This is a genomic window from Streptomyces sp. NPDC102490 (assembly GCF_044765285.1).
In the GTDB taxonomy this organism is placed as follows: Bacteria; Actinomycetota; Actinomycetes; order Streptomycetales; family Streptomycetaceae; genus Streptomyces.
The window spans coordinates 141145-154439 of record NZ_JBIWJU010000015.1 but is presented as its reverse complement, the minus strand read 5'-3'; the positions used below and the strand labels follow the sequence as shown (position 1 = coordinate 154439).

The 13295-nt window shown below is 72.6% G+C and carries 13 protein-coding genes; 5 read left to right on the top strand and 8 right to left on the bottom strand.

The features are described 5' to 3' along the window. Positions 1–76: 76 nt before the first annotated feature. From ACIRGB_RS31270 to ACIRGB_RS31260, 3 genes are read right to left on the bottom strand one after another with little or no spacing between them, the layout of a single operon-like run. Entirely contained in the window at positions 77–706 is a 630-nt protein-coding gene (locus ACIRGB_RS31270; protein WP_403872070.1) for a hypothetical protein, read from the bottom strand. Further along, complete coding sequence (locus tag ACIRGB_RS31265) at positions 703–2184, bottom strand: ATP-binding protein (RefSeq protein ID WP_403872249.1); 1482 nt, start codon at positions 2182–2184, stop codon at positions 703–705. The genes ACIRGB_RS31270 and ACIRGB_RS31265 overlap by 4 nt, the downstream gene beginning before the upstream one ends. Positions 2185–2210: 26 nt before the next feature. Then, complete coding sequence (locus ACIRGB_RS31260) at positions 2211–2900, bottom strand: response regulator (protein WP_403872068.1); 690 nt, start codon at positions 2898–2900, stop codon at positions 2211–2213. Positions 2901–3013: 113 nt separating this feature from the next. Between ACIRGB_RS31260 and ACIRGB_RS31255 the strand changes: the two genes are divergently transcribed. Next, positions 3014–3952, top strand: coding sequence for a DUF3152 domain-containing protein (locus ACIRGB_RS31255; RefSeq protein WP_403872066.1), 939 nt, complete (start codon positions 3014–3016; stop codon positions 3950–3952). On the opposite strand, the gene ACIRGB_RS31250 is transcribed toward ACIRGB_RS31255, so the two are convergent. The 4 genes from ACIRGB_RS31250 to ACIRGB_RS31235 are packed head-to-tail and all read right to left on the bottom strand — an operon-like array spanning position 3930 to position 6723. Beyond that, complete coding sequence (locus ACIRGB_RS31250; RefSeq protein WP_403872064.1) at positions 3930–4142, bottom strand: hypothetical protein; 213 nt, start codon at positions 4140–4142, stop codon at positions 3930–3932. The genes ACIRGB_RS31255 and ACIRGB_RS31250 overlap by 23 nt on opposite strands. 46 nt (positions 4143–4188) lie before the next feature. Next, positions 4189–5214: a TerC family protein gene (locus ACIRGB_RS31245; RefSeq protein ID WP_403872062.1), complete on the bottom strand. Its 1026-nt coding sequence runs from the start codon at positions 5212–5214 to the stop codon at positions 4189–4191. Positions 5215–5239: 25 nt separating this feature from the next. Continuing rightward, positions 5240–6289, bottom strand: coding sequence for an SPFH domain-containing protein (locus ACIRGB_RS31240; protein WP_403872060.1), 1050 nt, complete (start codon positions 6287–6289; stop codon positions 5240–5242). 2 nt (positions 6290–6291) lie between these two features. After that, complete coding sequence (locus ACIRGB_RS31235) at positions 6292–6723, bottom strand: NfeD family protein (protein ID WP_403872059.1); 432 nt, start codon at positions 6721–6723, stop codon at positions 6292–6294. Positions 6724–6926: 203 nt separating this feature from the next. Here ACIRGB_RS31235 and ACIRGB_RS31230 point away from each other — a divergent pair, with 203 nt between their 5' ends. Then, on the top strand, positions 6927–7382 hold the full coding sequence (locus ACIRGB_RS31230; protein ID WP_403872057.1) for a DoxX family protein: 456 nt from the start codon (positions 6927–6929) through the stop codon (positions 7380–7382). 59 nt (positions 7383–7441) lie between these two features. Here the strand turns inward: ACIRGB_RS31230 and ACIRGB_RS31225 are convergent, their stop codons facing one another. Continuing rightward, positions 7442–8563, bottom strand: a complete 1122-nt coding sequence (locus tag ACIRGB_RS31225) for an FAD-dependent oxidoreductase (RefSeq protein WP_403872055.1) — start codon at positions 8561–8563, stop codon at positions 7442–7444. Positions 8564–8711: 148 nt separating this feature from the next. Between ACIRGB_RS31225 and ACIRGB_RS31220 the strand changes: the two genes are divergently transcribed. From ACIRGB_RS31220 to ACIRGB_RS31210, 3 genes are all read left to right on the top strand, one after another. Next, entirely contained in the window at positions 8712–9422 is a 711-nt protein-coding gene (locus ACIRGB_RS31220; protein WP_403872053.1) for a TetR/AcrR family transcriptional regulator, read from the top strand. A gap of 252 nt (positions 9423–9674) precedes the next feature. Further along, a complete protein-coding gene (locus ACIRGB_RS31215) occupies positions 9675–10859 on the top strand; it encodes a type III polyketide synthase (RefSeq protein WP_403872051.1) in 1185 nt (394 codons plus the stop codon). Between the two features lie 169 nt (positions 10860–11028). Next, entirely contained in the window at positions 11029–13188 is a 2160-nt protein-coding gene (locus ACIRGB_RS31210; RefSeq protein ID WP_403872049.1) for a SpoIIE family protein phosphatase, read from the top strand. The last annotated feature ends 107 nt before the right edge of the window (positions 13189–13295 follow it).

Here is a 13295-nt window from a genome sequence, read left to right as displayed (position 1 = left end):
GGTTCCGGGGCAACGTCCGTGCGGACGCTCCCGGTTGGAGGAGGGGAGGAAGATCCTTGAGGTTGCCTGCGAGCCGTCAGCCGCCGGTTCCGCCGCCGGTCGTACCGGTGCGGGGGCCCGCCGCGGTTCCGGGGGCCGGGGGTGCCTCACGGGTCGCCGCGCCGAGGGGGCAGTCTTCGCTGGAGCGGCCGGCCAGCCGGCCGCCGGGCTGCTCCACGGTCACCTGCGCGCTCCCCAGTGCCGGGTCCTGGTGGAGCCGGGCGACGGCGACGGTGCAGGCCAGTTGGTCGACCGCCGTGTCGCTGAGGCTTCCGGCGCTCCGCGGCAGCCGGACGCTGACGCCGGTGCCGTCGGTGCGGATGGTGGGAGCCTCGGCGGCGCGCGGCAGTTCGGTGGTCAGCCCTCTCCCGCGCTCCTTGTCGTCGGGGCCCTTGAACAGCATGAGCAGGGTGCTGCCGAGGTCGGTCGGGCCCGGCACCGTGCGGTCCACCGCGACCAGGGACCCGTTCTCGACGAAGTAGAGCGGGACCTTGACGAAGGGCACCGCCTCGGGCACGGACTCCGACGGCGCGGAGGTGACGCCCGGGTCCAGGACGCCGGTCGCGGGTTCGCCCGCCTCGACCACCCCGGTCTCGGGGATGCCGCACGCGGAGAGCGGGAGCAGCGCCGCCAGCAGCAGCGGGACGGCGCGCGCGGACGGGTTCATGTGCGGTCCTCCTTCGCCGGGGGCGGCGTCCGGTCCTCCGTGGCGTCCGGGGGCAGCGGCAGGACGACCGTGAAGACGGCGCCGCCCTCGGGATGGTTGGCCGCCCGGACGGTACCGCCGTGCAGGCGTACGTTCTCCGTGGTGATGGCCAGGCCGAGTCCGCTGCCCTCGCTCCGGGCGCGGGCGTCGGCCGACTTGTAGAAGCGGTCGAAGACATGGGGCAGGACGCTCTCGGGGATGCCGTCCCCGCCGTCGCGGACCGTGACGACGGCCTGCCGCCCGGCGCGGGGGTCGTCCTGGGCGTGGAGGTCCAGGCGCACCGGGGGCGCGCCGTGCCTCAGGGCGTTGGCGACGAGGTTCGCCACGATCACGTCGAGGCGGCGCGGGTCGACCCGGCCGCGCAGCGCGCCCGGTTCCGGCAGGCCGGTCTCCACGGTGTCCTGCCAGCCGCGGGAGGCGAGCGTGCGGCGCAGGGACTCGGCGAGGTCGATCTCGTCCAGGTGCAGGGCGGCCGCGCCCGCGTCGAACCTGGAGATCTCCATCAGGTCGTCCACCAGCTCGGCCAGCTTGGTGGTCTCCGTGCTGATCAGGCGTACGGCCGTCGCGGTGTCCTCGTCGAGTCCGGCCGCGTCCTCGTCCAGCACGTCGGTGACCGCCGACATCGCCGCCAGCGGGGTGCGCAGTTCGTGGGAGACGTCCGCGGCGAAGCGGCGGGCGCCGGCTTCCATGCGCCGCAGTTCCGCCACCGAGCCCTCCAGTGCGGCGGCGGTCTCGTTGAAGGTGCGGGAGAGATCGGCGAGTTCGTCGGAGCCGTGCACCGCGAGCCGGGTGTCCAGCCGCCCCTCGGCGATGCTCCGGGTCGCCCGGCGCAGCGCCCGCACCGGACGCAGCACGCCGCGGGCGGCCAGGAGGGCGATCAGGACGGCCAGGACCAGGGCCGGTACGGTGGCGCGTTCGATGGCGTTGACCAGTGCGTCGACGTATCCCTGCTCCTCCTGCTGCGGCACGGTGAGGTAGACCTCGAGCCCGGAGGCGCGCCGCTCGGTGGTGTACTGGCCGGCGAAGGTGACGGGCATGCCGACGACCAGCGAGGAGTGGCCGTCGTGCGACACCCGCTGGAACACGGTGGCCCGGCGGGAGCGCACCGACTCGCGCATGGCCGGGGACAGTTCGCCGAACGCGTCCCCGGGGACGGAGGTCGCGCTCGCCTCCCGGTAGGCGACCAGCACCCGCCACGGCTGGGACCGCCCGCCCCTGGACACGTCGTCGGCGAACGACTCCAGGTCGGCCGCGTCGGGCGGGAACCGGTAGTTGGGGACCAGTGTGTTGACGCGGTGCCGGAACTCCTCGATCACCGTGTCCTGGCTCTGTTGCAGGATCCCGGTGCGTGCCTCGCGGAAGGTCAGCGCGCCGGTGGTCACGGTGGCCACGACCGCGACGAGGGTGAAGGTCACCACCAGCCGCAGGCGCAGCCCCATCAGCGCCCGCAGCACCCGGGGAACTCTCACCGAGGCCCGAACCGGTAGCCGAAGCCGCGCACGGTGTGGACGTAGCGCGGACTGCCCTGCGGTTCACCGATCTTGGACCGCAGTCGCTTGACGCAGGCGTCCACGAGGCGCGCGTCGCCGTGGTAGTTGTGCTCCCACACCGCCTCCAGGAGCTGCTGGCGGCTGAACACCTGACCGGCCGAGGCGGACAGGGTGAGCAGCAGCCGCAGTTCGGAGGGGCCGAGGGCGACGGGTCGTCCCTGGTGGGTGACGGTCAGTCCGGCCCGGTCGATGACCAGGTCGCCGTGGTGTTCGGTGCGCGCGCTGCCCTGCTCGTCCGCCGTGCCGCCCACGCGGCGCAGTACGGCGCGTATGCGCGCGTCCAGCACCCGGGCGCGGACCGGTTTGACGACGTAGTCGTCGGCGCCGGACTCCAGTCCGACGACGATGTCGGTGTCGTCGCCGCGGGCGGTGGCCATGATGATCGGCACCTGGTCGTGGGCGCGTATGCGGCGGCACACCTCCAGGCCGGACATGCCCGGCAGCATCAGGTCGAGGACGACCGCGTCGGGACGGAAGGACCGGAGCTGCTCCAGTCCGTCCTCGCCGGTCGCGGCCGCGGCGACCTCGTGCCCCTGCCGGCGCAGGGCCAGTCGTACGCCGTCCCGGACGGCGCGGTCGTCTTCGATGATCAGGACCCGTGGCATGGGGCTCAGTATGCGCGTGCGCGGGTGGGAGACCGAGCGCGGGTGACGGCTGTTACACAGCGGTCCAAAAGCCGTCCACGGGCGATCACACGCCCCGGGCACCCTTTGTGATCATGAGCAAGCGCCGTCGACCGACTCCCCCGCCGTCCTCCGCCACGGGCCGCCGCCGAGGCGGTCGCTCCCGCCACCGGGGCGGCGGGCGGCCCCGCCTGCTGTGGCCGGGTCTCGCGGCCGGGGCCGTCCTGGTGCTCGCCGGCGGTCTGGCCCTCAAGGGGGCCACGGAGCCCTCCGGCGGCTCCACCGGCACGGCCGGTACGTCCTCGGCGGCCCAGGGGTCCGAGTCGCCCACGGCCGGTGGGACGGAGAAGGCACCGGAGGACGGGACTCAGGCCGCCCCGGCCAAGGAGACGGAGAAGAAGAAGGAGACGGGGCAGGACAAGGAGGATGAGAAGGGCAAGGAGGAGAAGCCGGACCCCGACTCGATTCCGTCGTCCGGACCCGGGACGTTCGCCACCGCGGGCGGTGGCGGTGACCGGGTCGGCGGGAGCGCGCGGACGCTGACCTACGTGGTGCAGGTCGAGGACGGCATCGGGATCCCGGCGCGGGACGTCGCGGCCGAGGTGGAGCGCGTCCTGGCCGACGAGCGGGGCTGGACGGCCGACGGGAAGGTGGGGTTCCGGCGGGTGTCCGGGGGCGCCTCCGACTTCCGGGTACGGCTCGCCACCGCGGGGACGGTGGACGAGATATGCGGCCGGTACGGCCTGGACACCGGCGGCGAGGTCAACTGCAACGTGGGCCAGGACGTCATGGTCAACCTCAAACGGTGGCTGCTGGCCACGCAGTACTACGCGGACGACGTGACGTCGTACCGGGCGCTGATCATCAACCACGAGGTGGGGCACTTCCTCGGCCACGGGCACGAGGGCTGCCCCGGGGCGGGGCGTCCGGCGCCGGTGATGATGCAGCAGATCAAGGGCCTGCACGGCTGCCGCACCAACGTCTGGCCCTACGACGCGGAGGGCCGGGCCGTCACCGGTCCGGCGGTCGGCTGACGGTGTCGCCGTCGCGCTTCCCGCAGTCCGGATTCCGGCAGGTGCCGGGGGCCCAGACCGGGACGGTGATCCCCAGCGTCTTGTGCCGGTGGATCTCGGCGGGGACCCGGTGGCCGCAGGTCGGGCAGATGTCCTCGTACTGCGCGTCGACCTGCCGCGGTGTTCTCGTCTTCTGCGTGTGACTGCTCATGATGCCCACACCCACGCTCGTGAGACCGTTGAACGCCTCTTTGCCTTTACTTTACCTTACGTCCGGAAGACCCGGGAAGCGCGCCCGCGCCGTCCTCCTCCCCGTTCTTCCCGTTCTCCCCGTTCTTCCCGTGCTCCGTGTCGGCGGGGCGGCGCAGGCTCAGCGTCACCGAGACCGCCAGGACCACGACGATGACCGCCAGGCTCACCAGTGACGGGATCTCCGGCACGGCCGGGCTGATCGTCTTGTGCGTCGCCTGGAGGATGAGTTTGACGGCGATGAAGCCGAGGATGACCGCCAGGCCGGTACTCAGGTAGTGGAAGCGCTCCAGCAGCCCCGACAGCATGAAGTACAGGGCGCGCAGGCCGAGGATGGCGAAGGCGTTGCTGGTGTAGACGATGAAGGTGTCGTCGCTGACGGCGAGCACGGCCGGCACGCTGTCCACGGCGAAGATCAGGTCTGCCGCCTCGATCGCGGCGACGACGGCGAGCAGCGGCGTCGCCACGTGCTTGCCCGCTTCCTTCACGAAGAACTTCTGGCCCGCATACGTGTCCCGCACGGGGACGACCTTGCGCAGCAGCCGCACGGCGAAGCTCCGGCCCGGGTCGAAGCTCTCCTCCTCGCCTTTGAGGATCTTGTAGACGCTGTAGAAGAGGACGGCCGCGAAGCCGAACAGTACGGCGGTGAACCGGTTGACCACGGCCACACCGGCGGCGAGGAAGACGCCGCGGAACACCAGGGCGCCGATGACGCCGAAGAACAGCACCCGGTGCTGGTAGGCGCGGGGGACCTTGAAGTAGGCGAAGATCAGGGCGAAGACGAAGAGGTTGTCGACCGAGAGGCTCTTCTCCAGCAGCCACGCGGTGGTGTACTCGGTGCCCGCCGTACCGCCGAGGACGAGGAAGACGACCGCGCCGAAGGCGAGGGCCAGGCCCACCCACAGACCGCTCCAGACGGCCGCTTCCTTGAAGCCGATGACGTGGGCGCTGCGGTGCGCCAGCAGGTCGACGGCGAGCGAGACGACGACGGTGGCGGCGAAGGCCGCCCAGAGCCAGAAGGGCACATCGAACATGGCGACCTCGCGTGGAGCTGGGGGGTCAGCGGTCCTCGGCCACGGGGGCGGGCCGCATCGCCTCGGTGGGCACGCCGTTGGCCCTGGCCGCGTCGGCGAGGGCCTGGGCGGCGGCCTCCGCGGCCTGCGCCGTGTCGTTGGCCGCCTGGGCGGCCCCGTCGTCCGTCGACGGGCTCTCCCGGGTGGCCGGCGACTGCGGCAGCGCTTCGGTGAAGGCGCGGGACACTCCCTGGAGCGCGGAGGTGACCTCGCTGGGGATGACCCAGAACGTGCTGCCCGAGCCCTGCGCCAGCTGGGGCAGCACCTGGAGGTACTGGTAGGCGAGGAGCTTGGGGTCGGGGTCGTTGCGGTGCACGGCCTGGAAGACCTCGTCGATGGCCCGGGACTGTCCCTCCGCCTTGAGGATCTCGGCGGTGCGGTTGCCCTCGGCGCGCAGGACGGCGGCCTGCTTGTCGCCCTCGGCGGTGAGGATCTGCGACTGGCGCTGGCCCTCCGCGCCGAGGATCGCGGCCCGCTTGTCCCGCTCGGCCCGCATCTGCTTCTGCATGGCGTCCTTGATGGACTGCGGCGGGTCGATCGCCTTGATCTCCACCCGGTTCACCCGCAGCCCCCATTTTCCGGTGGCCTCGTCGAGCACCCCGCGCAATTGACTGTTGATGGTGTCGCGCGAGGTGAGGGTCTTCTCCAGGTCCATGGATCCCACGACGTTGCGCAGGGTGGTGACGGTGAGCTGCTCGACCGCCTGGAGGAAGTTCGCGATCTCGTAGAAGGCCGCGCGCGGGTCCGTGACCTGGAAATACAGCACGGTGTCGATCTCGACGACCAGATTGTCCTCGGTGATGACCGGTTGGGGCTTGAAGGAGACCACCTGCTCGCGCAGGTCGATCACCGGATAGACGCGGTCGATGTACGGGATGACCACGCTGAGGCCGGGTTTCAGCGTGCGGTGATAGCGGCCGAGCCGTTCGACGTTGCGGGCGCGGGCCTGCGGCACGATGCGCACCGCCCGCACCACGGTGAAAACGGCGAGAAGCGCGACGATCACACCGGCGATGAGGAACGCCGAGGCTTCCATGGTCACTCCCGGGGATAGACGAATGCGGTGGTGCCGCTGATCTCCAGGACGTCGACGGTCGCACCCCGGGGAATCACCAGCGTCTCGTCGTAGGAACGGGCCGTCCATTCCTCACCGCCGATGCGGACCCGGCCTTCCCTTCCGGTCACGTCGGAGACGACGTAGGCGGCCTGGCCGATCAGGGCGTCCACTCCGAACCGCTGGGTCTGGGGCTGGACGAGGTGGCGCAGCGCGACGGGGCGGAGGAAGAAGAGGGTGACCGCGGAGACGACCGTGAAAACGAGGAATTGAAAAGGCGTGGAAAGACCCGCCGCCGCGGATCCGGACGTGATCAGCGCGGCCACTCCCAGCATTCCGAGCGCGGCGGTCAGGGTGAAGATCTCCGCCACGACCAGGACCGCCGAAACGATCAGCCAGATCAGCCACGGATCCATCACGGCCCCCTTTCCGCATTTGATCTATTTTACCGGCTTTCCGGAAAAGGGGACCTGCTCGTCACCGACGGCAACTCGTCGCGCTATTGGTCTAGACAAGGGTCCTCGTGATGGTGAAAAGTCGAATGGGTCATGCGTCTCCCTCCTCCCTCGGGACGCCCCCGCACCCAGCCCCGTGCTGCGCAAAGAGAGGAGCACCACCGTTGGAAGCGCTGGAGAAACGCAGGGAGCACGTGATCGCACTGTTCCGCGTCGTCGTAGGTCTGCTGTTCGCCTGCCACGGAGCGGCCACCCTGTTCGACGTCCTGGGCGGCCCGCACGGAGCCGCACCCGGCTTCGCCGCATGGCCCGGCTGGTGGGCCGCCGTGGTGCAACTCGTCGGCGGCAGCCTGGTGGTGTGCGGCCTCGCCACCCGCACCGCCGCCCTGGTGTGCTCCGGGTCCATGGCGTACGCCTACTTCGTGGAGCACCAGCCCGACGGGCTCTTCCCCATCCAGAACGGCGGGGAGCCGGCGGCCATGTTCTGCTGGTCCTTCCTCCTGGTCGCCGCCGTCGGTCCGGGCCGCTGGAGTCTGGCCTCCCGCCTCCGCCCACGGCGGGGTGACGAGGGTGGACGGGTCACCCGGACGCTGCCCAGGGATACGCCGACGTCCGCCTGAACCCGGGCGGGCCCGGCCGTGGGCGGGCGGTGGTCGGCCCGGGGCCACCGCACCGCCCGTTACTTCTGTCCGGCGAACATGGCGATCAGGCCGTGCGGTGCGTCGTCGCCGTACATCAGGGCGTACAGCCGGGACGCGTCGGCGGCCTCCGCCGCACCGCGCGGGAACAGGTCCCGTTCGTACGCGGCGAGCGCGGCCTCCGCGTCCCCGGGGTGCGCGGCGAGGGCCATGCCGAGTTCGGCGCCGTCGTACATGGCCAGGTTGGCGCCTTCGCCGGACGGGGGCATGAGGTGGGCCGCGTCGCCGAGCAGGGTCACTCCCGGCACCCGCTCCCACCGGTGCGCGGCGGGGAGGGTGTGGAGCGGACGCAGGACCGGTGCGACGTCGGCGTCGGTGATCAGCGCGGTCAACTCCGGTGCCCATCCGGCGAACTCCCGCGCCACCCGCGCCGCGCCCGCCGCCCCGGCGAGATCGAGGCCGTCGAACCACTCCCGCGGTTTGCGCAGGGCCACGTAGGCGTGCAGGGTCCCGCCGCTCTCCCGGTGGGCCTGGATCGCCTTCCCGGGCGCGAGGGCGAACATCGCGCCGTCGCCGACCGCCTTCGCGGTGGCCGGGTGCCTGACGTCGGCGTCGTACAGCCAGGTCTCGACGAACGACATGCCGACGTACTCGGGCGTGGCGTCGGACAGCAGCGGTCGCACCCGGGACCAGGCGCCGTCCGCGCCGACCAGCAGGCTCGTGACGACGCGGGTGCCGTCGGCGAACGCCACCTCGTGGCGGCCGTCGCCGAGGGAGCGGGCGGCACGGACCTTGCGGCCCCAGCGGACGGTGCCGGCCGGGAGTGAGTCGAGCAGCATCCGCCGCAGTTCGCCGCGCATCACCTCGGGCCGGCCGCCCGTGCCGTCGTCGCCCTCCTCGTACAGGACCGTCCCGTCCGGGGCGAGGGCCCGGCTCGCCTGGCGGCCCTCCAGGACGAGGCCGCGGAACTCCTCGAACAGCCCCGCGGTCCGCAGGGCGGGCTGGCCGTTGTGCTCGTGTATGTCGAGCATCCCGCCCTGGGCGCGGGCCGTCGGGGACGCCTCGGCCTCGTAGACCGTGGCCGGGATTCCGTGGACGTGCAGAACGCGGGCGAGCGTGAGGCCGCCGAGTCCGGCGCCGACGATCGTGACGTGCGTGGTCATGGTGCGTACCTCCTGATCGCGGCCGCGGGGGTGGGGAACCGACGAGACCGACGGGGACTGGAACGACGTTCCAGCACCTCCAGAGTGGAACGCCGTTCCAGTGAATGTCAAGCTGGAACGGCGTTCCAGGCGGTCTAGGATGGGGGGCATGGCAACCAGGTCGCGTCGTCCGGAACGGCGGCAGGAACCCCTCTCGCGGGAGCGCATCGTCGGGGCCGCCGTCGAACTGCTGGACAGCGTGGGAGAGCGCGGCCTCACCTTCCGCGCGCTGGCCGAGCACCTCTCGACCGGCCCCGGCGCGATCTACTGGCACATCACGGGAAAGGCCGAACTGCTCGCCACCGCCACGGAAGCGGTCGTCTCCGGCGCCGTGACCGCCGGCCCCACCGGTACCGCCGACTCGCCCGAGGACGCGATCCGCGCCGTCGCGCTCGGCCTGTTCGACGCGACCGAAGCGCACCCGTGGCTGGCCGCGCAGCTCGCGACGCAGCTGTCCCGCACCCCCTGGGGGACGGTGACACCGCGGATCTTCGAGAGCCTCGGCCGCCAGGTCCGGGCGATGGGCGTCCCGGAGGCCGACTGGTTCACGGCAACCTCGGCACTGACGCACTACATCCTCGGCGCCGCCGGCCAGAACGCCGTGAACTCCGCGAGCGCCGGCCCGGCGGGACACGACGTGGACCGGGACGAGTTCCTGGACACCGTGTCGACGGCGTGGGAAGGGCTCGACCCGGACGAGTACCCCTTCACCCGGGCCGTGGCGGCCCAGGTGCGCGGCCACGACGACCGCGAGCAGTTCCTCTCCGGAATCGCCCTCGTCCTGGCCGGCATCACGGCACTTCACCGGCCCGGCCGGTAGCAACCGTCACCACCGCCCGCCGTCCGGACGGCGTTCGGCGTGTGCGCCGTCTCACGCATCCCACACCTGCCCACGTTGCGTGGGTCACTGCGGAAATGCCCTTTTCGCGTCCATGCTCGAAGTGAGAGGTGCCGCGCGAAGTCGCGCGCAGCGCCGATGACTTGGTCGCGTCGCGGTCGAGTGAGCCGTGCCACAGCGCTCGTGACGCAGACCCCACTTCCCCCCACCGCTCCCCTCCGAAAGGTGCCGATCGTGGCCGCTTACCTGTGCGCTCCCGCCGTGATACACGGCGAGCACTCCGTGAAGACCAGCGAGATCGTGGCGGACGTGCGCGACCGGCACCCGGACGCGGCGTGGGCGCCGCGGATCGACGGCATAGCGGCCAGTACGGGCATCGAGACCCGCGGCTGGATGCTTCCCCTCCAGGCCGCCGTCGCGCCCGGCAACGGCGGCGCCCTGGGGACCGCCGGCCCCGGGGCCGTCCGGGCGGCGCTGGCCCGCGACGGGTTCACCGAGCAGGACGCGGACCGCGTGATCGCCGCCCTCGGGACGGTGCCCGCGCCGCAGACCGTCCAGGAACGCACCGCCCCCGCCTGGGAGGCCGTCCAGTCCTACGGGGAACGTGCGGCGCGCGGGGCCCTGCAGATCGCCGGGCTGGACCCCGCGGACGTCGACTGCCTGATCACCAGCAACTCCACCACCCCGGCGCTGCCCGGACTGGACGTGGCCCTGGCCAACCGCCTGCCGCTGCGCGGTGACGCCCTGCTGCTGCCGGCCACCCAGTGGGCCTGCGTGGCCGGGACCCGTTCCCTGGCGCTGGCGGCGGACCTGGTGGCGGCCGACCCCGACCGGGTGGTCCTGGTGGTGATCTCGGAGGCGCTGAGTACGACCTACCAGCCCGCGGACGACACCCTGGAGTCCCTGATCGTCCGGCTGCTGTTCGCGGACACCGCGGTCGCCGCGGTGGTCACGGGCCGCCCGAGGCGCGAGTCGGTGCTCCGGCTGGACACCGCCTGGCACCGCACCCTGCCGGACACACAGCACCTGCACCGCCTGGAGACGCGGGCGGACGGCACCCACTTCGTGATGGACCGGCGCGGGCCGCGGGCGGTGCAGGACACGGTCACCGCGATGTGGGAGTGGCTGCGCGTCCGTTACGGGGACGACCCCGCCTCCTGGCACCCCGACGTCCTGCTCGCGCACCCCGGCGGGACCCGGGTGCTGGAGTACATGGAGCAGACGATGCCCGACGCGTGGCCCTCGGGGCTCCTGGAGTACAGCCGGGACAGCTACACCAGCGGCAACCGCGGGGGCGCCGCCGTGTTCGACATCCTGCGCCGGGCGCACGACGCCGGGCAGAAGTCGGGCAGCCGTGCCGTCCTCTACGCGGCCGCCCCCGGCCTCACGGCCACCGCCCTGGAAGGCGAGTGGCTCTAGACCCCCCGGTCACCTTCCGTGGTCGTCGCGCGGTCCGCTGGTGTGGGCGAAGCGTCCGCCGGTGTTATTGAATGGGGTGTGCGGCCGGGATGCTCGGGGGCTCTTCCGCACGGGTTCGAGTACGGCCCCGGCACTGTGCCGGGGTTGGCGAGTGAGCTGAGGGAGCCGCATGGACTCCACACCCTCCCCTTCGTCCTCGTCGCCGTTCGACCTGGTCAGCAGTGCCCTCGGGCGCTACATCCCGCGTGACGGAGCGGCGGCGGCCGATCCCGCCGAGTCCCGGGACGACCCCGCCGGGCAATCACCGGAGCACGATCATCCGGCCGGGGGCCGGCCGGAGCAGATCCTCGGCGCGGTCAATCTGGACCGGGAGCTGAGAGTCACCCACCGCAATCTCGACGCCCCCGTCTTCGCGGGACTGGACGCCGTGATCGGAAGCCCGTTCGTCGATCTCCTGCCCCAGGGTGACGTACCGACGGTCACCCGGCGGCTGCGCCAGGTCCTGGAGACCGGCGAGGCCCACGTGGCCCGGGTCCAGCGCCTGCGCCGCCGCGACGGGTCGGAGCTGGTGGTCTCGATGAGCATCCTGCCCGCGGCGGCACCCCAGGAGGGCCTGACCGTCTCCGTGATCGCCATGGCCAGGCGGCTGCACCTGTACGCCGCCGAGACCGCGATCGGCATGTCGCTGGACATCGGCGAGACGGCGCAGTCGCTGGCGGAGTCCCTGCTCGCGTGGGGGGACGTGGCCGCCGTCGATCTCGACTTCGCCGTGTGGACGGGCGAGGGTGTCACCGACCGGGCGCAGGGCCGCATCCGGCTGCGGCGGGCGGCCCTGGTGCCGGACCGGGCGTGGCCCGAGGGCTATGTGACCCTCGGCGAGGATCTTCCCAGCGACGCGAGCCGCCTGCTGTCGCAGGCGATACGGCGGGCCGACGCCCCGCAGTCCATCGTCCTGCCCGACCGCGAGGCGATCGAGCGGGTGCTCGGCAGCCCGCGGCTGGTGCGGGCCCTGGTGCCCGGGGACCGGTCGGCGGGGGTGGCGTGCGTACCGCTGGTCCTGGAGGGCGATCCGCCGGTCGTCCTGGGCGTGGCGGAGGTGTGGCGGCGGGCGGACCGCCCCTTCGCCGACAGTGAGCTGTTGGACCTCCAGGAGCTGGTGGCCAGGACCTCCCACCATGTGGACCTGGCCCGCCGGCACCAGCGCGAGCACACCCAGGTGCTGGCCCTGCAACGCCGGCTGCTGCCGCGCTCCGGCGGCGGCACCGTCCAGACCGCCAGCGTCTACCAGCCCACCACTCCCGACAGCGCGGGCGTCGGCGGTGACTGGGTGAACAGCTTTCCGCTGCCGGACGGCCGTACCGCGCTGGTCGTCGGCGACGTCGTCGGGCACGGCCTGGGGGCCGCGGCGACCATGGGGCAGCTGAGCATGGAGGCACGCGCCCTGCTGTCCGCCGGCCTGGCGCCCGACGAGGTGCTGGAGCACCTGGACGAGACCGTGACCCTGCTGGACGACTCGGAGTCCGGACTGGCGGCCGGCTACAGCGCCCTCGGTTCGACCTGCTGCATCGCCGTCTACGATCCCGTCAGCCACCGTGTGGCACTGTCCAGCGCGGGCCACCTGCCTCCGATCCTGGTCTCGCCGGACGGGCACGCCGGCCCTCTGCCGGTCCAGCCGCACCCCGGCCTGGGCGCCGAGTTCGCGCTGCGGGAGCCGTTCGGTGTGCACACGTTCTCCGCGCCCCCGGGCTCGCTGCTCGCCCTCTACACCGACGGCCTGGTCGAGGACCCGGCCGTGCCGATCGACGAGGGCATCGGCAGGCTGGCGGAGGCCGTGTCCGCGGTGCACCCGTGGGACACGCTTCAGCAGGCGGCGCGGCGGGTGGTCTCCGAGGTGATGCCGACGCGTCAGCGCGACGACGTGACCCTGCTGCTCGCGCGCATGATCGGCTACCGCAAGGGGGACACCGCGACCTGGCGGCTGCCCGCCCGCGACGACGCGGCCGCGCGGGCCCGTGCGCTGGTCTCCGCGCTGCTGCGGCAGTGGCGCACCAGGGACACCACCCGGGACACCGTGCTGCTCCTGGTCAGCGAGTTGGTCACCAACGCGGTCCGGTTCGCCGGCGGCCCCGTCACGGTACGGCTGATCAGGGCCGGTCCCGGGCTGCTGTGCGAGGTCGGCGACACCGGCAACGGCCGACCGCGGCTGGGCCGGGGCGGGCTCCTCGACGACGGGGGCCGCGGCCTGCACGTGGTGCACCGGCTCACCAGCCGGTGGGGGGTGCGGTGGACGGACACCGGCAAGGTGGTCTGGGCCGAGGTCGTGCGCTGACGCGCCTGCGGGACCGTACGTGCGCGAGGTTCGGGGTGGAAGGGAACCGGGGCGCGGGGGGCCGGCGTCCGTGGAAGCACAAGATCCCCACAGCGCCCCGAGGAATC

Coding starts and splice junctions, on each gene's coding strand:
- ACIRGB_RS31270 (WP_403872070.1), bottom strand. CDS start 706: ATGAACCCGTCCGCGCGCGCCGTCCCGCTGCTGCTGGCGGCGCTGCTC.
- ACIRGB_RS31265 (WP_403872249.1), bottom strand. CDS start 2,184: ATGGGGCTGCGCCTGCGGCTGGTGGTGACCTTCACCCTCGTCGCGGTC.
- ACIRGB_RS31260 (WP_403872068.1), bottom strand. CDS start 2,900: ATGCCACGGGTCCTGATCATCGAAGACGACCGCGCCGTCCGGGACGGC.
- ACIRGB_RS31255 (WP_403872066.1), top strand. CDS start 3,014: ATGAGCAAGCGCCGTCGACCGACTCCCCCGCCGTCCTCCGCCACGGGC.
- ACIRGB_RS31250 (WP_403872064.1), bottom strand. CDS start 4,142: ATGAGCAGTCACACGCAGAAGACGAGAACACCGCGGCAGGTCGACGCG.
- ACIRGB_RS31245 (WP_403872062.1), bottom strand. CDS start 5,214: ATGTTCGATGTGCCCTTCTGGCTCTGGGCGGCCTTCGCCGCCACCGTC.
- ACIRGB_RS31240 (WP_403872060.1), bottom strand. CDS start 6,289: ATGGAAGCCTCGGCGTTCCTCATCGCCGGTGTGATCGTCGCGCTTCTC.
- ACIRGB_RS31235 (WP_403872059.1), bottom strand. CDS start 6,723: ATGGATCCGTGGCTGATCTGGCTGATCGTTTCGGCGGTCCTGGTCGTG.
- ACIRGB_RS31225 (WP_403872055.1), bottom strand. CDS start 8,563: ATGACCACGCACGTCACGATCGTCGGCGCCGGACTCGGCGGCCTCACG.
- ACIRGB_RS31220 (WP_403872053.1), top strand. CDS start 8,712: ATGGCAACCAGGTCGCGTCGTCCGGAACGGCGGCAGGAACCCCTCTCG.
- ACIRGB_RS31210 (WP_403872049.1), top strand. CDS start 11,029: ATGGACTCCACACCCTCCCCTTCGTCCTCGTCGCCGTTCGACCTGGTC.